This window comes from Rhodocaloribacter sp. (assembly GCF_056451265.1).
This window is the reverse complement of record NZ_JBWOPL010000005.1, coordinates 1-19,504: the sequence shown is the minus strand read 5'-3', so window position 1 is coordinate 19,504 and position 19,504 is coordinate 1. Positions and strand designations below refer to the sequence as shown.

Sequence of the window (19,504 nt, the reverse complement as noted above, 5' to 3'; positions counted from 1 at the left end):
TTCGCCTACACCGGGGCCCGCTGATCCGACCGAGCCGTCGCGCCGGTACCACGAGGCCATGGAACGCTTCGTCCTGTTCTGGGGCGAGATGGCTTCGAACTGGGGCATCAACCGCACGATGGCGCAGATCCACGCCCTGCTCTACGCCTGCGAAGGACCCCTCGACACCGACGAAATCATGGCGCGCCTCCGGATCAGCCGGGGAAACGCCAACATGAACCTTCACGCACTCATGAACTGGAACCTCGTGCGCAAGGTGCATCAGCCCGGTTCGAGAAAAGATTATTATACCGCGGAAAAAGACGTCTGGCAGATCACCGCGCAGATCATCAAAGAGCGCGAGCGGCGGGAAATCAAGCCCGTGAAACAGCAACTCCAGGAGTGCCGCGACATCCTCACCGGCGGGCAGGCGGAGCGCTCCTGCGCCGACCTCGATGCGCTCGAGGGACAACTCTGCCTTCGCATCGATAATCTGGTGCGCCTCATGGAAGTGTTCGAGGGATTCTCTCGCGCGCTCTTGCCCTTCCTCGAAGAACGCAATGCGCCGATGATCAAGCAGTTCATTCAGTTTGCCGAGGAGTTCCACGGCGCCTCGTCGTCACGCGAATAGGCGACTTGCCCGGCGTCTCTGCGCCCGTATCGACCGCTCGGCCCTCCGTCACGGTGCGGCGCACTGCACTCCGGATAAGCTCCCCCGTGGCCCCAAAAAGCCGCTCCGGGGCGTCGTTTTCAAGCATTTCTGCTCCAGCGAAAGAAGCTCCGACCGGTTACAATTCCAGGAAATATGTTCCAATGTTGTGATTAGTCCCCTTTCCTTCCCCAACGTGTTTGGATGCTGCGTACTTCTTAATTAAGATCTCGATGTCCTAATTAGGTCGATTGCATCTGATCGTTCCGGAGCAGGCCTGATCGGGATGCGAATGAGTCCGTCTATTTTTTGGAAATACGAACGTTGAGGACCCAATGATGAGCACACGAAGGGGATTCCTATGCGCGAAGGGCGCGGATACGCAGAGGCTTTTTTCCGGCCTGTTCGTCGCCCTGGCTTTGATGCTGACGACCGGAGTAGTATCGGGTTGCTATTCTTATCAATGGACGGCTTCGAAGGCGGAGCGTGGTCTGGCGGCGCCGCCGGCGCCGGTGGCGAAAATCTTCGAAGCCGCCCCGGGAGGGACGCTGGTCATGGCGCTCGAGGATCCCGGCCGGGACTATCGGTTCGATCCCGGCGAAAAAGACGCGGCGTATGCCGTGGACGAACGGCAGATGCGCTTCCGACGCGTGGAGATGCGCCTGCGCGACCGCATGCCGCCGGGGCAGGTGCTCGTGGACCTCTCCTTCATCGACGATGCCGGCACGAAGGTCGAAGCACGGACGGTCGATCTCATGCGCCTGATTCCGCGCATTGATTTGCCGGGCGAGATGCAGAAGCCCGAACTCTTGCTCGAAGAATATGGGCGGTTCGGGCTCACGTTCCGTCGCGAGCACGACGAGTTCACGATTGCTCTGGCCGAGGAGGCGAGCCCGGAGATGCGTCAGGCGGCCGGTCGGGTTTATCGCCTCGGCGTGTTCAACAACTGCCTCGACCCGACCAAGTGGGAGATGACGCTCACCACGGAGGATTACAGCGATTTCGACGCGCGCCTGGAGAGCGACCTCTATCTGAATCAGAACCGGACGCTCTCGCACAGCTGGTTCTATCTCGACAGGGACCTCTATATGACGCTGATGCGCCTCAAGAACCCCGACCTCGAGATCGACCCCGCCCTCGCGCTGGACTACATGAAGCTCGCCGATCAGGTGGAAGACGCCGTGATCGACTTCGACCGCATCCGCAGGGTCCACGGCAAACTGGACACGCACGTGATCGAGGTCGGGCATCAGACCGGAAGGAAGATCGAGCCGATCGTGGCGGAGCAGTATTACAAGTGGGACCTCGGCCTCTTCGTCAACCGCGACCGCTTCGAGACCTATGCCGATCTGACGAAGGAGCCGGCGAAGGTGGCGCAGTTTGCCGATCGCGGTTTCTATCAGCCCGACCACCCGAAGGTCTTCAACTACTGGTGGACCGGGAAGATGGACCGGGTGTCCTTCTACCGGATCGATCAGCCGGATTCGGATTGCTATGTGGAAATCGTTCTGGATGGGGAGGAACTGCCGTTCAAACTCACGCTCGGGAATCTGGACATGGCGATGCTCAACGAGCAACAGTTCCTCACGTTCGGCTTCGGGTTCAACTCCTATCCGAAGGCGCGCCGGTACAACCCCGTGCAATCGACCATCGCCTATGATCCGGAACTGCGCCCGGACCGGATCAAGCCCTACCTCTTTCTGACCGACAAGGAGACGGGACGCTTCGTGAACAACATCAATTACGGCGTGGAGAAGGTCTACATCGGCTGGGAGTCCATCGAGAAGAACGTGCTCGAGATCTACCTCCTGTCCTATGAGCGGATCACGCCGATCTGGATGGCCCGGGTGCAAATCAGCGACGCGATGGCCGACATGATTCGCGTGCGGCGCAACATGTACAATTATTGATGCCTTGCGCGACGATAGAACGAAAAAAATAGCCTGTATAAAACGATGAAAACATTGAAGAAAGTTTGCTTGCTCGTCATGTTGTCCGCCGGAATGTTGCAGGTCCGTCCGGCGCCGGGGCAGGCGTTCAAGACCCGGCTCTATAAGCCCGATCACACGTTTTTCTACTACCAGTTGAACTTCCACAGCGGCTTTGACGCACACGCGCCGGGCGGGTACGGCCTTGCCACCCGGGGGCCGCGCACGCAGGTAAGTTTCGAGTGGTTCGTCAAGGATGAGCGGCGCATCCAACGGGGGTATACCCGGCTGCTCACGCCCAATGCGTGGAACGTCAAGTTTGCCCTGGAGATGATGCCGCAGGCGGGCGGTTTCCGGGACATGAAGGTCGGTTTCCGGCTGCTCGACACGTGGATCAACGTGAGCACGAAGTGGGACCGCACCTCGCTCCGGATCGGCCACAAGTCGTTGCCCTACGGCCACAACCCCCGCATCGACGGGACGATGAGCTTCTTGCCGAATCAGGCGGGCCTCGACCTTGGCTTTGGACGCGACACGGGTCTCTTCTTCAAGACCCCGCTCTCGGAGCGGCTCGACCTCGAGCTGGCAGCCACGGCGGGCGGCTTCCTTTCCGGCGCTCCCTTCTACGTGCAGTGGACCGGAGAAGGCGCGCGGTTCGACACGAAGCTGAACTATCGGGGAAGCTGGCTGGGGAGCGTGCGTGTGGGGACGCCTACCTTCAAAGACAACGAGTACGGCCTCTTTGCCGTGGCCGGAACGCTGCACGACTTCGACCGCCCGATGGTGCGGGTGGCCCGCCTCGGCGGGGAGTGGGTCGTCAAACGGAAAGAGCGGTGGAAGATGGTGAACCAGGTGGCCGTCGGCACGAATTACCTGTCGGAATTCGGGTCGTGGGGCGTCCTCAACGTGCTCAACAGCATGGAACTGTTCTATAACCGCAAGTTCCGGCTGGGCATGACGCACGCGCTTCACCTCGAAGGGGATCGGGGGGATACGGGCGTTCGTCCATTCAAAGGGACGCTCTACGGCACGGTGTCGTACGTGCTGTACCGCGACGCGCGCTTCCGGATCAATCCCTACCTCGAATACGACGACAACACGGGCCAACGTGACGCCGGCGTGCTCTTTCAGGTGTGCGTCGGGTGCGGGCTCCGGAAATGACGCTCGGCCCGGGGACTCCCGGTTTCTACGGGCGCTTTCCCGGGGCACGCCGGAGCGGCGGACGTCTCGACCCTGATGCGAGATTCTCGTCTGGAACTTTGGAAGACGGCATAAACCAGAAGACGCCGACCCCTGAAAAGGGACCGGCGTCTTTTTTAGTAGCGGGGGCGGGATTCGAACCCGCGACCTTCGGGTTATGAGCCCGATGAGCTACCAGCTGCTCCACCCCGCGATGTATTTGAAAGGGAAACGATGATAGGGCAATAAAGGATCCCTGTCAAGAGCCGCGTCGGGACGGGAGACCACTTTTCGCAAAATCATCAAATCTGCACGGGGAAGGAGCGGTCCGGAGGATGGGCCACGGGCAAGCCGGCCCGAAGAACGGCGGGGGGTGAAGCCTTGTATTCGGTTTAAAAATAATAAGATATCGAGAGATGGCGTGTGCGAAACGGCCGTTTCTCCTGGCGTCAAGGGGCTCCCCGTGGCTTTTCTGTTAACTCCACGTCAATCGTCCGGAAGCCCTTCCGGACGGGAGGCAAGATTGCGTAACTTCGGCTCGTTCCCGCGAGACGATTGTTCCAACCAATACTCTTTGAATAGATGGCGACTCTGCATCCCTTTCGGGCGCTTCGCCCGGTTCCGGAAAAGGTCGAGGAAGTGGCGTGTGTGCCCTACGACGTGATCAACACGGAAGAGGCGCGCGCCCTGGCGCGCGGCAAGCCGCTGAGCTTCCTCCACGTGATCCGACCTGAGATCGACCTGCCGGAAGGCATCGACGAGCACGACGACGCGGTGTATGAAAAAGGGGCGGAGAACCTCCGCGCCTATGCCCGGAGTTCGTATGCCTTGCAGGAGGATCGCCCCGCGCTCTACGTCTACCGCCTCGTCATGGAGGGGCGTGCCCAGACGGGCATCTTCGGGTGCGTGGCCGTGGCCGAGTATGACGACGACACGATCCTCAAGCACGAAAAGACCCGCCCGGACAAGGAGGACGACCGCACCCGTCACATCCTCACGCAGCGCGCCCACGCCGAGCCGGTGATGCTCACCTTCCGCGACGAGGCGACCGTCGAGCAGATCCTGGCGGAGACGCAGGCGGGCGAGCCGCTCTACGACTTTACGGCGGAGGACGGGGTGCGCCACACGCTCTGGAAGGTCGCCGACGCCGAGGGGCTCGTCGAGGCGTTCGGGCGCATCGAGAAGATGTACGTGGCCGACGGGCATCACCGGTGCAAGGCGGCCAGCCGCGCCGCCGAGACGCTCCGCCGTACGGAGGCGAGCCCGCCCCCCGAAGCCGAATACTTCCCGGCGGTGCTTTTCCCGATGGGGCAGATGCGCATCATGGCCTACAACCGGATCATCCGCAAGCTGCCGGTGGCCCCGGAGACGTTCCTGGCGAGGCTCCGCGAGCGGTTCGACGTGACGAGCGGCGTGGCGGCGGAACCGGAGGAGAAGGGGACGGTGTGTGTCTACCTCGCCGGCGAGTGGCGCCGGGTCACGCTTCCGCCCACGAAGCGGGGAACCGTGGCGGACGCCCTGGACGTCGGGCGGCTCACCGAGTATATTCTCGAACCCATGCTCGGCATCACCGATCCCCGCCGGGATCCGAACATCGACTTCGTCGGCGGCATCCGGGGCACGGCCGAACTCAAACGCCTCGTCGACGAAGGGAAGGCGGAGATGGCGATCTCGATGTTCCCCACGAGCATCGAGGAACTCGTCGCCGTCTCGGATGCCGGGCTCCTGATGCCTCCGAAGTCGACCTGGTTCGAACCCAAATTACGGAGCGGATTGCTCGTTCACCTTTTCGAATGATCCCGCGGCCGGCGTAAGGGGTTCCCTTACCCGAGAAGCCGAAACCGCCCTACGCAGGTTTGCGGAAGCCGCACGACAAACCGCCACGACGGCGGGTCCTTTCTTCGGGGCGTTGACGCGACCCGACCCGCCGTCGTCATGACGAAACCGACCGAACGGAACCGATGAAAATTTTACTGGCCGACAAGCTTTCCCCCCGGGCGCTCGCCGCACTCGGCGAAGCCGGGCACGTCGTTGTCAACGAGCCGAGCCTCAAAGGGGAGGCGCTCGTGGAAACGTTGCGCGCCGAGCGGCCCGAGGTGCTCGTCGTGCGCTCGACGAAAGTGCCCGGCGAGGCGATGGACGCCGATCCGAAGCTCGAACTCATCGTCCGCGCCGGGGCGGGGTACGACACCATCGACATCCAGGGCGCCTCCGAACGGGGCATCTTCGTCTCGAACTGTCCCGGCAAGAACGCCGCCGCCGTGGCGGAGCTGACCATGGGGCTGATCCTCGCGCTCGACCGCTCGATCCCCGACAACGTGATCGACGCCCGGGAGGGGCGTTGGAACAAGGCGAAATATTCGAAGGCGGCGGGCGTGAAAGGGCGGACGCTCGGGGTTATCGGGACGGGCAACATCGGACGGGCCGTGATCCGGCGCGCGCAGAGCTTCGGCATGAACGTGATCGCATGGAGCCGCTCGCTCACCGACGAGCGGGCGGCGGCGCTCGGCGTGACCCGCATGGAGCGCCCGCTCGACGTGGCCGCCAACGCCGACGTCGTGACGTTGCACGTAGCCGCCACGCCGGAGACCCGCGGGCTGGCCGACAAAGCCTTCTTCGAAGCGATGAAGCCGGGCGCGTTCTTCGTCAATACGACGCGGAGCTCGGTCGTGGACGAGGAGGCGCTTCGCTGGGCGATGGACGAGGAGGGGATCCGCGCCGCCCTCGACGTGATCTCGAACGAGCCGGCGTACAAGGAAGGGACCTTCTCCCATCCGCTGGCCTATCATCCGAACCTCTACCTCACGCACCACATCGGCGCGTCCACGCAACAGGCGCAGGACGCCATCGCCGACGAGGCGGTGCGCGTGGTCAACACCTATGCCGAGACGGGCGAGGCGCCCAACTGCGTCAACCTCGCCGACCGGACGCCCGCCACGCATCAGCTCACGGTGCGGCACCGCGACAAGGTGGGTGTGCTTGCCGCCGTGCTCGACGAGATGCGCAAAGCCGGGTGGAACGTGCAGAAGATGCAAAACCTCATCTTCGCCGGCGCAAAGGCCGCCTGCGCCTACATCTCTTTCGCCGGAGCGCCCAACGAGGAGACCGTCCACCGGATCGAGTCGCATCCGGACGTGCTCGCCGTCACGCTCATCGATCTTTGAGAAGCGCCCGCCCGGTCGCCTGCCCGGTCGGGACCGATTTTACACGCGATCTTTTTCACTTCGGAGGGAATCATGATGCAAACGGTCGGAGCAAAGACGTTGCCGGGGGTTCAGACGCCCGGGCGACTGTACAACTTCTCGGCGGGGCCGGGCGCGTTGCCCGAGCCGGTGCTCCTCGAAATGAAAGAGGAACTGCCGGTTTATCGCGGCGCCGGGGCTTCGGTGCTCGAAATCAGCCATCGCTCGCCGGAATACACCGAAATTGCAGAGCAGACGCGGTCGCACCTGCGGAAGCTGCTCGGGCTCTCCGACGCGTGGCACATCCTCTTTCTTCAGAGCGGCGCGTCGCTCCAGTTTTACCAGGCCCCCCTCAATTTTCTGCCCGAAGGTGGTTCGGCGGACTACCTCGTCACGGGCGCGTGGTCGAAGAAGGCGCTGAAGGAAGCCCGGTTCGTCGGAAACGTGCGTGTGGCGGCTTCGAGCGAGGACCGGAACTTCTCGCACATCCCCGACCCGGCCACGTGGGACCTCGACCCGGAGGCGGCGTACGTGCATTTCACGTCGAACAACACCATCTTCGGCACGCAATACCCCACGGAGCCGGACGTCGAGCCGCCGCTCATCTGTGACGCTTCGAGCGATTTCCTCAGCCGTCGCATCGACGTAGACCGGTACGGGTTGATTTATGCCGGGGCGCAGAAGAACGTCGGGCCTGCGGGGGTGACCGTGGTGCTCGTCCGCGACGACTTCCTTCAGCGCCGCAACCAGCCGTTGCCCACGCTGCTCGACTACGGCACGCACACGGCGAAGCTCTTCCACACGCCGCCGGTGTACGCGGTGTACACCGTCGAGAAGGTGCTTCGGTGGCTGCTCGACCTCGGCGGGCTGCCGGCCATCGAGAAGATCAACGACGCGAAGGCCTCGAAGCTCTACGCCCGCATCGACGCCGGAGACTTCTACCGGGGCACGGCCGATCGCGCCTCGCGCTCGAAGATGAACGTCACGTTCCGGTTGCCGAACGAGGACCTCGAGCAACGGTTCGTCGCCGAGGCGAAGGAGGAGGGGCTGCTCGCGCTCAAGGGACATCGTTCCGTCGGCGGCATCCGGGCCTCGATCTACAACGCGTGCCCGCCGGAAGCCGTCGATGCGCTCGTAGACTTCATGGACGCCTTCGAACGCAAATACGGGTGAGTGCGCGTTCGGGCCGGCATGCGCTCAAATTGCAAACAACGTCCTTCTTCCGTATATAAGGGCCGTTCATTTTTGACCAGATCAGGAGACTATGGCCTTATCTGTTGGAGTTCCCAGAGAAACCGCTGCGGGGGAACGCCTCGTGGCGCAGGTTCCGGAGGTCGTATCGCGTCTCGTCAAGAAGGGCATGGAGGTGCGGGTGGAGTCCGGCGCGGGCGAGGCGTCTTTCCACCCCGATGCCGAATATGAGGCTGCCGGAGCGAAGATCGTCGACCGGGCCGGGGCTTTCGGCGCGGACGTCGTGCTCAAGGTGCAGCCGCCCGACGAGGAGGAGATCGGCCTCATGCACGAAGGAAGCATCCTTATCGGCTTCCTTCGTCCGCTCGATCATCCCGAGATCGCGGAGAAGCTGGCCGCGCGCGGCGTGACGGCGCTCAGCATGGAGCTCGTGCCGAGGATCTCCCGCGCCCAGACGATGGACGCGCTCTCGGCCCTCAGTTCCATCGGCGGCTACAAGGCCGTCATCATCGCGGCGGAGATGTTGCCGAAGTTCCTCCCGCTTCTGACGACGGCGGCGGGGACGGTGCGTCCGGCCAACGTGCTCGTGCTCGGCGCGGGGGTGGCCGGATTGCAGGCCATCGCCACGGCGAAGCGGCTCGGCGCGCGCGTCTCCGGCTACGACATCCGCGAGGCCGTCCGAGAGGAGGTGCAGAGCCTCGGCGCGACGTTCGTCGAGCTCGAGATCGAGATGCAGGAGGACAAGGACTCGGGCGGCTATGCCAAGGCGCTCGCCGCCGAGAAGGCGAAGCAGCAGACGAAGCTGCTCGTGCCCTTCATCGCCAAGTCCGACATCGTCGTCACGACGGCGCTCATTCCCGGACGTCGCGCGCCCATCCTCATCACCGAGGAGGCCGTCCGTGCCATGCAGCCCGGCTCGGTCATCATCGACATGGCGGCGGTCAGCGGGGGCAACTGCGAGTTGACGAAGCCCGGCGAGACGGCGGAGGTGAACCGGGTGCAGATCGTCGGCCCGCTCAACCTGCCGAGCACCATGCCCGTGCACGCCAGCCAGCTCTATTCGCGCACGCTCCTGGCGATGGTCAACGAGTTCGTGGGCGAGGACGGATTCAACTTCGACTTCGAAGACGAGATCTTCAAAAGCGCGTGCGTGACGCACAACGGGAATGTGGTCAACGAGCGGGTGAAAGGCTTGCTCGCGGCGAGCTGAGCGATCCCTGCGCGCACCTCGCGAAGCGACGGACCTCCCACGAATGATCTTCCCATACCTGAAAAGCCATGATTGACAATCTGATCATCTTCGTCTTGTCCATGTTCATCGGTCGCGAGGTCATCAGCAAGGTGCCGGCGACGCTGCACACGCCGCTGATGTCCGGGTCGAACGCCATCAGCGGCATCACGATCGTCGGGGCGCTGGTGGTGGCCGGCATGGTGGGCGGCGAGTGGGCGAAGTGGCTCGGGTTCGCCGCGGTCATCTTCGCGACGATCAACGTCGTCGGCGGCTTCCTCGTCACCGACCGCATGTTGCAGATGTTCAAGAAGAAAGAGTAAGCGGCCTCCGGATCATCGTCGTCGCCGGTGGGCGGAGAGGTCGTGAGGAGACGGCCGCCGCGTGACGACGCGCTCACCATTTTGCCTTTCGCAATCCGCAATCGATCATGCAGACAGTTATCGAACTCGCGTACCTGCTCGCCGCCGTGCTGTTCATCTACGGACTGAAACGGCTCCAGTCGCCGGCAACGGCGCGTGCCGGAAACCAGCTTGCCGCCATCGGTATGTTGATCGCCGTCGTGGCGACGCTCTTCACGCACAAGATTCTGACGCCTGCCGAAATGGTGGGCGGGTTGCTCATCGGCAGCGTCATCGGGGCGGTGCTGGCGCGGCGGGTGGAGATGACCGGGATGCCGGAGCTGGTGGCGGCCTTCAACGGTTTCGGCGGTCTGGCTTCGGCCGTCGTGGCCACGGCCGAGGTGGCGAAGTTCATCACGCTCAGCGGCAATGAGGCCGGGCCGGCCGCGCAGATGGCGGGCGTCTCGGAAACGTTCGACATGGTGCTGGCGCTCACCATCGGGCTGAGCGTGCTCATCGGCATGGTGACCTTCACCGGCAGCTTCGTCGCCTTCGGCAAGCTCTCGGGACGCATCACCGGCAACCCCGTCTCGTTCCCCGGCATGCGCCTGCTGACGCTGCTCTTCGCGCTGGGCTCGCTGGCCGGGATTATCTACATGATGATCGGCGCGCCGGAGTTTCCTCAGGTGGCGGACCCGGTCGTTTATGGCGTCATCGCGCTCTCGGTGTGCGCCTTCTTCCTCGGTATTCTGCTCGTCATCCCCATCGGCGGGGCGGACATGCCGGTGGTGGTGGCGCTGCTCAACTCGTATTCGGGGCTGGCCGCCTCGGCCACGGGCTTCGTGCTCGACAACACGGCGCTCATCATCAGCGGCGCACTCGTCGGCGCCTCGGGGCTGATCCTGACGAACATCATGTGCGTGGCGATGAACCGGTCGCTCTTCAACGTGCTCCTCGGCGGCTTCGGTGGGGAGTCCTCGCTCGACAGCGGCGGGCCGGCGGGCGCCATCGAGGGCCGGACGGTCAACACCACCTCGCCCGAAGACGCGGCGATCCTGCTCAGCTATGCCCGGCAGGTGATCATCGTGCCGGGCTACGGGATGGCCGTGGCGCAGGCACAGCATCAGGTCCGCGAGCTCTCCGACCTGCTTCAGGAAAAGGGCGTCACCGTCAAGTTCGCCATCCACCCCGTGGCCGGGCGTATGCCGGGGCACATGAACGTGCTGCTGGCCGAGGCCAACGTGCCGTACGACCAGCTCTATGAGATGGACGAGATCAACGGGGAGTTCGAGAATACGGACGTGGCCCTCGTCATCGGTGCGAACGACGTCGTCAACCCGGCGGCGCGGCACGACAAGAACAGCCCGATCTACGGGATGCCGATCCTCAACGTGGACCACGCCAAGACGGTGATCGTCCTCAAACGAAGCATGCGCCCGGGATATGCCGGCATCCAGAACGAACTCTTCTTCAACGAGAACACGCGGATGCTCTTCGGCGACGCGAAAGATTCTCTCACGAAACTCATCTCCGAGGTGAAGGCGCTCTGAGGCGGAAAGCGAGGTTGTGCCGGTTTGGCTCGGGACGGTCCTCCGATCGGGTACGTCTTTCGTAGCGCGTGAGGGAGGTGTGATGTTCAACCTTTAGCCGGAGGGGGGCTCGGCGCTATCGCCTGCGCCGCCTGAAGGCTGCGGCTTTGTGAGGGTTTGTAAAGAAGATGCAGCCGCATGCTTCAGCTTGCGGGGGAGGAGCAATCGGACTCGGAAAAACCTGAAGAAGGGAGCGGGAAGGACCGGCAGAGATTCCCGGCGCGCGACGATGTACGTCCTCGCAATACGGACATTCCCAGACTGAGCCGGTATTACTCCGCCGTCTCGTTCATGGCGGCGAGGATGGGGCGAAGCGTCTGCCACACCGTCTCGGCGATGATCCGGTGGCCCTCGGCGGTCGGGTGGATGCCGTCGGGCTGGTTCAGCTCCGGCACGCCGCCGACGCCTTCGAGCAGGAAAGGGATGAGGGCGACGTCCCGTTCGCGGACGATTTCGGGGAAGAGGTTCCGAAACGGACCGGTGAATGCTTCTCCCAGATTCGGCGGAGCCTGCATGCCCGCGAGGATGATGCGAAGGTTCGGGTTCTGCGCCCGCGCCTTGTCGATGATCGCCAGGAGGTTGGCTTTCGTAACCTCCGGCGGGATCCCGCGTAGCCCGTCGTTGCCGCCGAGTTCGAGCACGAGCACGTCCACGGGACGGCGGAGGAGCCAGTCGATGCGGCGGAGGCCGCCGGCGGTCGTCTCTCCGCTGAGGCCCGCATTGACGACCTCGAAGCGCCACCCGAGGGCGTCGATCTTGTCCTGAATGAGGGCCGGGAACGCCTGTTTCGGATCGAGGCCGAGGCCCGCCGTGAGGCTGTTGCCGAGGAAGAGGATCGTGCGGCGCTCCGGCGCGGGCGTCTCGGCAGGGGCCGCGCGCTCGACGGCCCGGGGCGCGGGACGCGAAGGCTCCGAAGCGCAGGCTGCGAAGAGAAGAACACAGAGGAGGGGCAGCGGGTATAGCGGGCAGGCGCGCATCGGCGAGGGGGCTGAGTGGATCGCTTCTCTACCGGTGAACGCTTCCCGAGGTTTCCGGGGCGCGGCGAGGGCTTTGCCGGGAAAGAGGTCCCATGCCAACGCTCCGAACGACGCGGGAGCGCGTAGGAGCCCCTGCGTTTTTTTTAAGCCGGAAAGACCTTGCACATGCCGGAAGTATTAGAAGTGGATCGACTCACGAAGGCGTACCCGAGCGCGGGGCGGGCGCTCACGGTGCTCCGGGACGTGACGTTTATGCTCGAAGACGGGGACACGTGCGCCGTAGTGGGGCCGTCCGGGAGCGGGAAGACGACGCTTCTCGGCCTCTGCGCCGGGCTCGACAGTCCCTCCTCGGGCCGCGTCCGGCTGTGCGGCGTGGATCTGGGCGCGCTCGACGAGGACGCCCGCGCGCAGGTGCGAAACCAGTACGTCGGCTTCGTCTTTCAGTCGTTTCGCCTTATCCCGACGCTGACGGCGCTCGAGAACGTGATGGTCCCCGCCGAGCTCCGGGGCAACCGGGGGGCGCGGGCGCATGCAGTGGATCTCCTCGGTCAGGTCGGCCTCGGCGACCGGCTCACGCACTATCCGGCGCAACTCTCCGGCGGTGAGAAACAGCGCGTCGCGCTTGCCCGCGCCTTCATCAACCGTCCCCGCATCCTCTTTGCCGACGAGCCGACGGGCAACCTCGACACGGAGACGGGCGAGAAGATCATCCGTCTGCTCTTCGAGCTCAACGCCTCTTCCGGCACGACGCTCGTGCTCGTCACGCACGATCACGAACTGGCCCGGCGGACGGGGCGCATCCTTCGCCTGCGCGGGGGCGAGGTGGCTTCCGACGAGCGCCTCCGGTCCGAGCCGACGGCCGTGGAGAAGGAGGCAGGCGCATGAAAACGGGCGGAGGCATCGGCTGGATTCTGAGCATGGCGTGGCGCGACAGCCGGGGCAGCCGTCGCAGGTTGCTCCTCTTCGTCTCGGCGATGGTCCTCGGCGTGGCGGCGCTCGTGGCGATCAACTCCTTCGGCGTCAACCTCCGGCGCGCCGTGGACGAAGAGGCGCGCACGCTCCTCGGAGCCGACCTCAGCCTCGAAGCGGACGCGGCATTCCCGCCGGAGGTCGAAGCCCTCATCGACTCGCTCGGAGGGCGGCAGTCGCGGCGGATCTCGTTCGCCTCGATGGCCTACTTCCCCCGAACGAAAGGGCTTCGGCTCGTCACCGTGCGGGCCCATGAGGGCGACTACCCCTATTACGGCGCCGTCGAAACGGATCCGCCCGAAGCGGCGAAAACGTACCTCGACGGCCCGAACGCCCTCGTCGACCGCACGCTCATGCGGCAGTTCGGCGTACAGGTAGGCGACTCCGTTCGCATCGGGCGGCGCATGTATCGCATTGCCGGGCAGCTGCTCAAGACGCCTCGTGAGGCCGACGCGGCCATGCTCTTCAGCCCCCGCATCTACCTGCCCATCGCCGGGCTCGACTCGACGCTGCTCAGCCGGGGCAGCCGCGCCGATTTCGAAGTCTATTTCAAGTTTGACGACGGCCGCGACGTGGAAGCGCTCGGCGAATCGCTCCGCCCCCGCCTGCGCCGGATGGACGTCGGCCTGGACACCGTCGGAGAGGTGCGGGACAACTGGGACGAGGGGTTGACGAACCTGTACCGTTTTCTCAGTCTCGTCGGTTTCATGTCGCTTTTGCTCGGGAGCGTCGGTGTGGCGAGCGCCGTCCACGTCTACGTGCGGCAGCGTGTGGAGACGGTGGCGGTGCTGCGGTGCTTCGGTGCGCGCGCGTGGCCCACGTTCGGCGTGTATCTCACGCAGGCGGTGAGCATGGGGCTCTTCGGCGCTTTCGCAGGCAGTCTCCTCGGCCTCGGCGTTCAGGTGCTCATTCCCCGTCTCCTTGCCGACTTCCTTCCCGTAGACGTGGCCTTTTCGGTGTCGTGGGGGTCGGTCGCGCTCGGCGTCGGCATCGGGCTCGGGGTGACGGTGCTCTTCGCGCTCCTCCCCCTCATCGGTGTGCGGAAGGTGTCGCCGCTTCGCGCGCTTCGCTCGTCCTACGAGCCGGAGCGTGAGAAGCGGCGGGATCCGTTGCGGTGGGCGCTCTACGGCTTGCTCGCCGGAGGCGTCACTCTTCTCGCCGTGGTGCAGGCGCCGCGCCCTCTCGTCGGCGTAGGCTATGCCGTGGGGCTCGCCGTCGTCTTCGGGCTCCTGGCCGCCGTGGCAAAACTCATCATGACGCTCGCGCGAACGTACTTCCCGTCGTCGTGGCCGTACGTGTGGCGGCAGGGGCTGGCGAACCTGTACCGCCCGAACAATCAGACGCTCATCCTCATGCTCGCGCTCGGCCTCGGCGCGTTCCTCATCATGACGCTCTTCCTCGTGCAACGGACGCTCATCCGGCAGGTCGAGCTCTCGGGAGGCGCGGGGCGGCCCAACCTCGTCTTCTTCGACATTCAGCCCGATCAGGTCGAGGGCGTCACCGGCATCATCCGGGCGAACGGCCTCCCCGTGATCGACCGCGTCCCCATCGTGACCATGCGGATCGCCGCGCTCAAGGGGCGTTCCATCGAAGACCTGCGCGCCGACTCGACGGCCCGCCTCACATGGGCGCACACGCGTGAATACCGCTCGACGTACCGCGACCACCTGACCGATGCCGAGACGCTCGTCGAAGGGGCGTATATCGGCGTGATGCCCGAGAACGAGGACGTCGTGCCGGTGTCGGTGGAACGAGACATCGCGCGGGACCTCGGCGTGGCGCTCGGAGACACCGTCGTCTTCGACGTGCAGGGCGTGCCGATGCCCACCCGCATCGCGAGCGTGCGAGCGGTGGACTGGCGGCGGATGCAGACGAACTTCTTCTTCACGTTCCCGACGGGCGTGCTCGAAGACGCGCCTCAGTTCGACGTGGTGCTCACGCGCGCGCCCGACGACGACGCTTCCGGCGCGGTGCAGGCCGCCGTCGTGCATGCTTTCCCGAACGTCTCCGCCATCGACCTCTCGCTCATCCTCAGCGTGTTCGAAGCGATTTTCGGGAGGATTGCGTTCGTCGTGCGGTTCATGGCGCTTTTCAGCATCCTCACCGGCCTCATCGTGCTCGCGGGCGCGGTCATCGTGAGCCGGTTTCAGCGCATCGAAGAGACGGTGCTGCTCAAGACGCTTGGGGCGTCGCGGCGGCAGGTGCTTCGCATCGTCGCCGTCGAATACCTGTTCCTCGGTCTCTTTGCCACGATCACGGGGCTGACGCTTGCCGTGCTCGGAAGCTGGGCGCTGGCGTTCTTCGTCTTCGACACGCCGCTCGTGGTCTCGCCCGTTGCTTTGCTTCTGGCGCTCGCCGTCGTCACCGGGCTGACGCTGGGCATCGGGCTGCTCAACAGCCGGGGCGTGTACGAACGCCCGGCCCTCGAAGTGCTCCGGGCCGAGGGGTGACGGCTCGTGGTGCTCGTCGTCAAAGCGGGCTTGTATAAAAGATCGGATCAAAAGCGCGGGTGAGGTGATTAACCTGTGCATGAGGCGTATCTTTCCGCGCGAACCGAAACGCAGCCTTCCCGATGACTGAAATGGAGACGCAGGTAGACGTGCGGACGCTCGCCGAACGGTTGGCCGCCGTGCGCGCGAGGATCGAGGCGGCGTGCCGGAGAAGCGGGCGCTCGCCCGAAGAAGTGACCCTCATCGGCGTGACGAAAACGTTCCCGGTCGAAGTGGTGGAAGCGGCCTTTTCGGAGGGGCTGCGTGATTTCGGGGAGAACAAGGTGCAGGAACTCGTCGCGAAGGCGGGGCGGATGCCCGGGCGTCACGAGGGCGGTGCGGTGCGGTGGCACATGATCGGGCATCTTCAGCGGAACAAGGCGAAGGAGGTCGTCGCCCACGCCGACCTGTTCCACGCGCTCGACCGGCTCCGGCTGGCGGAAGCGCTCGAGCGGCGCGCCGAGGCGGCGGGGCGTGTGTTGCCGTGCCTCGTGCAGGTCAACGTCTCCGGCGAGGCGACCAAGTTCGGCCTCGACCCCGACGCCGTACACCCGTTCCTCGACGCGCTGGCGCGTTTCGAGCATTTGCGCATCGAAGGGCTAATGACCCTGGCGGCGCCCGCCGATCATCCCGAAGACGTGCGCCCGCAGTTCCGTCTGCTCCGGCGGCTCATGGAGACGTACGATGCCCGCGCCCATCCGACGGCGCGCCTCCGGACGCTCTCGATGGGCATGAGCGGCGACTTCGAGGTCGCCGTCGAGGAGGGCGCCACCCACGTGCGGGTCGGAAGCGCGATCTTCGGCCCGAGGCGCGCGGCCGCGACCTCCACGGATCACCGGGGTTGAATGCTCCTTTTCCCGCCGCAAACGCGCTCAACCGTTCCTTCAAGCCCAATCCCCTGCCGACTATGATCTGGATGGCCTTCGTACTCGCGGCGACGGCGATACTGGCCTGGCTGCTTTCGACCTTGCGGAAGTACGAACATGAGAGTGCGACGGCGGCGCTCGAACAGGTGACCGCCCTGCGCGAAGAGCTCGATCAGCTGCGCTTGCGGGTGCAGGCCCTCGAAGCCATCGCGGCCGCCGACGAGGAGCTGCCGCCCGTTTTGCCCGAAGAACCCGAGCGCGTCGTCGGTGAACCGGATTCCGTATCTTCCGGAAGACGCCCCCCCGTCCGCCCCTGACCTTCCATCGCTTATCCACTCGATGCCCGCGAGACCGGTATGAAATTATCCTCACTCGACATCCGCAAGCAGGAGTTCAGTCGCGCTTTTCGCGGCTACGACAGGGACGAGGTGCACGCGTTCCTTCAGATGCTCTCGAACCAGTGGCAGGAGCTCGTGGACGAGAAGGCCCGGCTGGAGGAAAAGATGCGGGAGCAGGAGATGAAGCTCCAGCATTACATGAAGGTGGAGGAGGCGCTCGAACAGGCGCTCCAGACGGCTCGCGAGAGTTCGCGGCAGGCCATCGAGAACGCCGAGCGGAAGGCGCGGATGATGATCGAAGAGGCGGAGGCGCGCGCCGAAGACATCAAGCGGGAGGCGGAGGAGGAGCGCCATCAGATCAAACGCGAAGCCGCGAAGATCACCGGCCGACGGCATGAGATCGTGGCGCGGCTCCGGGCCTTCCTCATGTCCGAGATGGAACTGTTGGCCCATTATGAGGGCGACGACCCCATCGGCTTCATCAAGCTGTTGCCCGGCGAGAGCCGCGAGGCGACGAGCGGACGGATGCTCGCGGAGTCCGCGCCGACCCTCGAGGAGGCGCCCGAGGCCGGGGTGGCCTATGAGGAGGACGACGTGCTCAAAGAACTCGCCGACGAGATCGCCTCGCTCGAACCGACGATGGGCGGAGCAGAAGACGCCGGAGACATCGCCGGGGAGGCGGAGGCCGAGAGCGGGGAAGAGGCCTTGCCCGAAGCGGAGGGCGCTCGCGAAGCGGAAACGTCGCCGCCGTTCGAGGAGCTGCACGCGCCTGCCGGAGAAGACGTGGAGGCGCCGGCGTCCGAACCGTTCGAGGCCGAGCACGGAGCGCCGTCGTATGAGCGTCCGTGGGTCGTCCGCCCGCTCGTCTCGCCCGAAGGTGGGACCGACGACGCGAGCGAGGAGGCCTCGCACGTCGAAAGCAAGCACATCCCCGCCGACGAGATCGCCAAGATACGCCGCATCCTCGACGACCTCGAATGAGTCCGGCGCTCGTTCCCCTGCCACGGAAGCAACCTGATTTTCCACGATGATTGACATGACAGCCTACCGGGCGCGCGTAGACGAAGCGGCCGCCGAAGTGCGGAAAAAGCTCCCGTTCGCGCCCCGCCTCGGGATCATCCTCGGCACCGGCCTCGGCGCGCTCGCCGACGAGATCGACGTGGCCGTCTCGATCCCGTACGACGACCTCCCGCACTTCCCCCTCTCCACGGTGGAGTCGCATCACGGGCGGTTGCTCGCCGGGACGCTCGCCGGCGTGCCGGTGCTCGCCATGCAGGGGCGCTTCCACCTGTATGAGGGCTATTCCGCCCACGAGGTGGTCTTTCCCGTCAGGGTCATGGGCGTGCTCGGCATCGACACCCTCCTGATCTCGAATGCGGCGGGCGGCATGAACCCCCACTTCCGGCGCGGCGACCTCATGCTCCTGACCGACCACATCAACCTTCAGGGACACAACCCCCTCGAAGGTCCGAACGTCGACGCATGGGGACCACGCTTCCCCGACATGAGCGAGCCGTACGACCTCGAACTCCGGCGCATCGCCGAGGAACGGGCGCTCGAACGCGGGATCAAGCTGCAACAGGGCGTGTATGCCGCCGTGGTGGGGCCGAACCTCGAAACGCGCGCCGAGTACCGGTTCCTCCGGCAGATCGGCGCCGACGTGGTGGGCATGAGCACCGTGCCCGAGGTGATCGCCGCGCGCCACATGGACCTCCGGGTGATGGCCGTCTCCGTCATCACGGACGAGTGCTTCCCCGACGCCCTCGAACCGGTGACGATCGAGGAGGTGCTCGCCGCCGCCGCCGAAGCCGAACCCAACCTGACGGCCCTCATGAAAGCCGTCGTGGAAACGGTCGGCGCCCCGGTGGCGGGATCAGCTTAACAAGGAACGGACGTGCCGGCTTATGTACGACGATGAAATCTGGGATGAGGACCGGTGGGAAGCCTTTCTCCGCGAAAATGACAGACGCGTGGATCGCTTCATGGACCTGCTTTTCACGTTTCTCGCCGATCACCCGTTGCCCGAAGAGGAGGACGCCGCCGCCCGCAATGCGTGGGAAGAGAGCCTCCGGAGGTTCCTCGACGGGCAGGGCTATTTACCCGAAGATCAGGCCATCGCCTTTCTCTTCGACGACGAGGAAGAGCCGGACGACGACGCGCCCGAGTGGTTCTCGCTCGGCGCCGACGCCTACGAAGACGACGAGGACTTCTTCGACGAGGACCTCGACGGCTTTCGCGAACTGCCGGTCTATCAGCGCGCTTTCGCCCTGGCCAACGACGTGCTCGACTGGGCCCATGCGCTCCCCGGCGACACCAAGGACAGCACGCTCGTGCAGTTTTGCACGTACGTCACGCAGATCCCGGCGAACATCGCCAAGGGATACGGCATCGGCTTCGAGCGCGACATGCTCGGCGGCAACATCGCCTGCGCCAAGCGCGGGCTGAAGGCGGCCAACCAGGCGCTCGACCTCCTCCGTGAGATGAAGCACGTCCCGTACCTCCCGGAGGACGTGTACCGGCGGCTCTACGAACAGGCCTTCGAGGTGCGCAACGAACTCGGCCTCTACGTTCAGGACCTCCGCCGCCGCTTCGACCTCGG

At 65.0% G+C, this 19,504-nt stretch carries 17 protein-coding genes and 1 tRNA gene; 16 read left to right on the top strand and 2 right to left on the bottom strand.

The window, feature by feature from the left end; all coding sequences use genetic code 11:
* Positions 1-58 precede the first annotated feature (58 nt).
* From AC1HIY_RS00360 to AC1HIY_RS00350, 3 genes are all read left to right on the top strand, one after another.
* Positions 59-610, top strand: coding sequence for a GbsR/MarR family transcriptional regulator (locus AC1HIY_RS00360; protein ID WP_479574716.1), 552 nt, complete (start codon positions 59-61; stop codon positions 608-610).
* Between the two features lie 440 nt (positions 611-1,050).
* Positions 1,051-2,538, top strand: a complete 1,488-nt coding sequence (locus AC1HIY_RS00355) for a hypothetical protein (RefSeq protein WP_479574715.1) — start codon at positions 1,051-1,053, stop codon at positions 2,536-2,538.
* Positions 2,539-2,616: 78 nt separating this feature from the next.
* The gene (locus tag AC1HIY_RS00350; protein WP_479574714.1) at positions 2,617-3,717 is read left to right on the top strand and encodes a hypothetical protein; all 1,101 of its coding nucleotides are present in this window, start codon (positions 2,617-2,619) and stop codon (positions 3,715-3,717) included.
* A gap of 159 nt (positions 3,718-3,876) precedes the next feature.
* Here the strand turns inward: AC1HIY_RS00350 and AC1HIY_RS00345 are convergent.
* Positions 3,877-3,949 (bottom strand) — tRNA-Met (locus AC1HIY_RS00345).
* Between the two features lie 368 nt (positions 3,950-4,317).
* On the opposite strand from AC1HIY_RS00345, the gene AC1HIY_RS00340 reads away from it, so the two are divergent.
* The 6 genes from AC1HIY_RS00340 to AC1HIY_RS00315 all read left to right on the top strand — a co-directional run bounded on the left by AC1HIY_RS00340 (position 4,318) and on the right by AC1HIY_RS00315 (position 11,227).
* Positions 4,318-5,532, top strand: coding sequence for a DUF1015 domain-containing protein (locus AC1HIY_RS00340; protein ID WP_479574713.1), 1,215 nt, complete (start codon positions 4,318-4,320; stop codon positions 5,530-5,532).
* A gap of 164 nt (positions 5,533-5,696) precedes the next feature.
* Entirely contained in the window at positions 5,697-6,899 is a 1,203-nt protein-coding gene (locus AC1HIY_RS00335) for a 3-phosphoglycerate dehydrogenase family protein (RefSeq protein WP_479574712.1), read from the top strand.
* Between the two features lie 75 nt (positions 6,900-6,974).
* On the top strand, positions 6,975-8,090 hold the full coding sequence (serC, locus tag AC1HIY_RS00330; RefSeq protein ID WP_479574711.1) for a 3-phosphoserine/phosphohydroxythreonine transaminase: 1,116 nt from the start codon (positions 6,975-6,977) through the stop codon (positions 8,088-8,090).
* Between the two features lie 91 nt (positions 8,091-8,181).
* Positions 8,182-9,318, top strand: a complete 1,137-nt coding sequence (locus AC1HIY_RS00325; RefSeq protein ID WP_479574710.1) for a Re/Si-specific NAD(P)(+) transhydrogenase subunit alpha — start codon at positions 8,182-8,184, stop codon at positions 9,316-9,318.
* Positions 9,319-9,386: 68 nt separating this feature from the next.
* On the top strand, positions 9,387-9,659 hold the full coding sequence (locus AC1HIY_RS00320; protein ID WP_479574709.1) for an NAD(P) transhydrogenase subunit alpha part 2: 273 nt from the start codon (positions 9,387-9,389) through the stop codon (positions 9,657-9,659).
* Between the two features lie 107 nt (positions 9,660-9,766).
* On the top strand, positions 9,767-11,227 hold the full coding sequence (locus tag AC1HIY_RS00315) for an NAD(P)(+) transhydrogenase (Re/Si-specific) subunit beta (protein WP_479574708.1): 1,461 nt from the start codon (positions 9,767-9,769) through the stop codon (positions 11,225-11,227).
* Positions 11,228-11,538: 311 nt separating this feature from the next.
* Here the strand turns inward: AC1HIY_RS00315 and AC1HIY_RS00310 are convergent, their stop codons facing one another.
* Complete coding sequence (locus AC1HIY_RS00310; protein WP_479574707.1) at positions 11,539-12,243, bottom strand: arylesterase; 705 nt, start codon at positions 12,241-12,243, stop codon at positions 11,539-11,541.
* 165 nt (positions 12,244-12,408) lie between these two features.
* Here AC1HIY_RS00310 and AC1HIY_RS00305 point away from each other — a divergent pair, with 165 nt between their 5' ends.
* The 7 genes from AC1HIY_RS00305 to AC1HIY_RS00275 form a co-directional block, all read left to right on the top strand.
* Entirely contained in the window at positions 12,409-13,128 is a 720-nt protein-coding gene (locus AC1HIY_RS00305; RefSeq protein ID WP_479574706.1) for an ABC transporter ATP-binding protein, read from the top strand.
* Positions 13,125-15,662, top strand: a complete 2,538-nt coding sequence (locus AC1HIY_RS00300) for an ABC transporter permease (RefSeq protein WP_479574705.1) — start codon at positions 13,125-13,127, stop codon at positions 15,660-15,662. The genes AC1HIY_RS00305 and AC1HIY_RS00300 overlap by 4 nt, the downstream gene beginning before the upstream one ends.
* Before the next feature lie 122 nt (positions 15,663-15,784).
* Positions 15,785-16,546 carry a YggS family pyridoxal phosphate-dependent enzyme gene (locus AC1HIY_RS00295; RefSeq protein ID WP_479574704.1) on the top strand — a complete coding sequence of 254 codons (762 nt, stop codon included), beginning with the start codon at positions 15,785-15,787 and terminating at the stop codon, positions 16,544-16,546.
* Between the two features lie 62 nt (positions 16,547-16,608).
* Positions 16,609-16,884: a hypothetical protein gene (locus AC1HIY_RS00290; RefSeq protein ID WP_479574703.1), complete on the top strand. Its 276-nt coding sequence runs from the start codon at positions 16,609-16,611 to the stop codon at positions 16,882-16,884.
* Positions 16,885-16,923: 39 nt separating this feature from the next.
* Entirely contained in the window at positions 16,924-17,886 is a 963-nt protein-coding gene (locus tag AC1HIY_RS00285) for a DivIVA domain-containing protein (protein ID WP_479574702.1), read from the top strand.
* A gap of 55 nt (positions 17,887-17,941) precedes the next feature.
* Positions 17,942-18,787, top strand: coding sequence for a purine-nucleoside phosphorylase (locus AC1HIY_RS00280; protein ID WP_479574743.1), 846 nt, complete (start codon positions 17,942-17,944; stop codon positions 18,785-18,787).
* 22 nt (positions 18,788-18,809) lie between these two features.
* A partial coding sequence (locus AC1HIY_RS00275; RefSeq protein WP_479574701.1) for a four helix bundle protein occupies positions 18,810-19,504 on the top strand: 695 nt, incomplete at its 3' end.

Excerpts from the sequence above, each read along its gene's own strand:
- AC1HIY_RS00360 (WP_479574716.1), top strand. The coding sequence starts at position 59 with ATGGAACGCTTCGTCCTGTTCTGGGGCGAGATGGCTTCGAACTGGGGC.
- AC1HIY_RS00355 (WP_479574715.1), top strand. The coding sequence starts at position 1,051 with ATGCTGACGACCGGAGTAGTATCGGGTTGCTATTCTTATCAATGGACG.
- AC1HIY_RS00350 (WP_479574714.1), top strand. The coding sequence starts at position 2,617 with ATGTTGTCCGCCGGAATGTTGCAGGTCCGTCCGGCGCCGGGGCAGGCG.
- AC1HIY_RS00340 (WP_479574713.1), top strand. The coding sequence starts at position 4,318 with ATGGCGACTCTGCATCCCTTTCGGGCGCTTCGCCCGGTTCCGGAAAAG.
- AC1HIY_RS00335 (WP_479574712.1), top strand. The coding sequence starts at position 5,697 with ATGAAAATTTTACTGGCCGACAAGCTTTCCCCCCGGGCGCTCGCCGCA.
- serC (WP_479574711.1), top strand. The coding sequence starts at position 6,975 with ATGCAAACGGTCGGAGCAAAGACGTTGCCGGGGGTTCAGACGCCCGGG.
- AC1HIY_RS00325 (WP_479574710.1), top strand. The coding sequence starts at position 8,182 with ATGGCCTTATCTGTTGGAGTTCCCAGAGAAACCGCTGCGGGGGAACGC.
- AC1HIY_RS00320 (WP_479574709.1), top strand. The coding sequence starts at position 9,387 with ATGATTGACAATCTGATCATCTTCGTCTTGTCCATGTTCATCGGTCGC.
- AC1HIY_RS00315 (WP_479574708.1), top strand. The coding sequence starts at position 9,767 with ATGCAGACAGTTATCGAACTCGCGTACCTGCTCGCCGCCGTGCTGTTC.
- AC1HIY_RS00310 (WP_479574707.1), bottom strand. The coding sequence starts at position 12,243 with ATGCGCGCCTGCCCGCTATACCCGCTGCCCCTCCTCTGTGTTCTTCTC.
- AC1HIY_RS00305 (WP_479574706.1), top strand. The coding sequence starts at position 12,409 with ATGCCGGAAGTATTAGAAGTGGATCGACTCACGAAGGCGTACCCGAGC.
- AC1HIY_RS00300 (WP_479574705.1), top strand. The coding sequence starts at position 13,125 with ATGAAAACGGGCGGAGGCATCGGCTGGATTCTGAGCATGGCGTGGCGC.
- AC1HIY_RS00295 (WP_479574704.1), top strand. The coding sequence starts at position 15,785 with ATGACTGAAATGGAGACGCAGGTAGACGTGCGGACGCTCGCCGAACGG.
- AC1HIY_RS00290 (WP_479574703.1), top strand. The coding sequence starts at position 16,609 with ATGATCTGGATGGCCTTCGTACTCGCGGCGACGGCGATACTGGCCTGG.
- AC1HIY_RS00285 (WP_479574702.1), top strand. The coding sequence starts at position 16,924 with ATGAAATTATCCTCACTCGACATCCGCAAGCAGGAGTTCAGTCGCGCT.
- AC1HIY_RS00280 (WP_479574743.1), top strand. The coding sequence starts at position 17,942 with ATGACAGCCTACCGGGCGCGCGTAGACGAAGCGGCCGCCGAAGTGCGG.